Source organism: Candidatus Glassbacteria bacterium (genome assembly GCA_019456185.1).
Taxonomy (GTDB): Bacteria; Gemmatimonadota; Glassbacteria; order GWA2-58-10; family GWA2-58-10; genus JAJRTS01.
In genome coordinates this window covers 1-1555 of sequence record VRUH01000142.1, presented here as the reverse complement: position 1 = coordinate 1555, position 1555 = coordinate 1, and the positions used below count along the sequence as shown (strand labels likewise).

1 protein-coding gene is annotated in these 1555 nt (G+C 56.8%); it reads right to left on the bottom strand.

Features of this window, described 5'->3' with window-relative positions; all coding sequences use genetic code 11:
• On the bottom strand, nucleotides 1-1440 hold a 1440-nt coding region (locus FVQ81_18505; GenBank protein MBW7998523.1), incomplete at its 3' end, for a hypothetical protein.
• Nucleotides 1441-1555 lie beyond the last annotated feature (115 nt).

Below are 1555 nucleotides of genomic sequence, written 5' to 3'. Positions count from 1 at the left end.
TGCGGGATTCGTCGTATCAACGTCGGCAACCGGAGCGTTGTTGTTATTGCCTGCGGTAGGCGAAGTTACATAGGTCCTTGTCAACGTGCCATCCCCCACTCCGATTCCCTCGTCTTCCTCGCTGATGACGGTCGATCCGGCGTCCCAATTGTACCATGTATAGTCGCCGCCTAGGACGATCTTCTCGCGCCGTTTTCCGTTGCCGCCGTAATCGTAGGTGACGGTGCCCTCGCCGGGGAAGGTCGAGGTGACTTTGTACAGCTTGCCGCCATACCGGTACTCATAGTCGGCGGAATAGTTGCTGGTGTACTTGGAGGCCATCCGGCCCCAATCGTCATAGGTGTAGGTCGTTGTGACGCCTTCATACGCGCTACTGGTCAGTTCGTTGGCCGTGTTGTAGGCATACGCCTGCGTACTCGTGAGTCCGCCGATACGCAGTTGGATATTGTCATAGCGGTTCTGGGCCGAGGTCGGGATTTGGAATTCAACGGTTGAGCCAGTGGTCACGCTGGCCGCCGTCGTCTCGAGGACCAGTTGCTGGTTTTCGACGCCGCGTTCGGCGCGCCACACCTGCACATTCGCGCCGTCCATTTGCACGCGCACATCGTACCAGACATCTTCCGTCGAATCCACCGCGGCGTCCTGGTCCAACGTCGTGCCCCAACCGCCGCTCACCCACTCGCGCATCTGGGCCGAGCCCGCCCAAAAAAGAAGTTGGATACTGTCGGTCGCCTTGCGGAGCGCCACCTGCGCACGACCGCCAGCCTCGAGCATATAGCTGAACGAAATCTCCCCATCCGCATCCGTCACCGACCTATAGATCTTGCTCCAACCCGTCGTCGTCGTATTCGCGGCATAGCCGCCCGACGCCGACATCGAGCCCGAGGCCGACCACCCCGTAAGATTCCCATCCTGGAAATCATCCAAGAACGGCTGCACCTTCGTGACGAGGTTGCCCGCATCGTCATACGTATACGTATAGCTCGCGGTAATCGTCGGCGTGGCCGCGTTCTTCCGCGACGCCGACGCCAACCGCATGTTCACATCATACGTATAGTTCCAATTCACCCCATCGCCATCCGTAATCTTCGTGATATTCCCCACGTCCGTCAGCCCATACGCAAACGACTCGACCACGGTCGAGGTGTCCTTGAGTTCAATCTTCGTCATGCGATTACCGCCATCATACGAAAACACACTGTCCAGTCCATTGGGATGATTATACTTCGTGGTCTGCCCGATTGCATTATAATCGAAATCCCACTTGTTAGACGTGTTCGGCGCGGTGACGGTGATGAAGTAATGTGGCAAAACAAGACCTGGCCCCATTCTCCCCGTGACAAGGCCCAAATTCCGAAAAGCGCCATCGTTTTTAGCGCCCATATACCGCAGAAAAGCGACCGGATTCCCGTCGCACTTCGACCGTCTTTCCGGAATCATCCTTTAACTGAATCTTGGGGTTCGCAAATCCTTTTACAAGATACTTGCCGTCAGTTAATGCGGCGATGTAGTCAAAGAACGCCCATCCTGTGCCCAACCTACGGACCCACCTCAG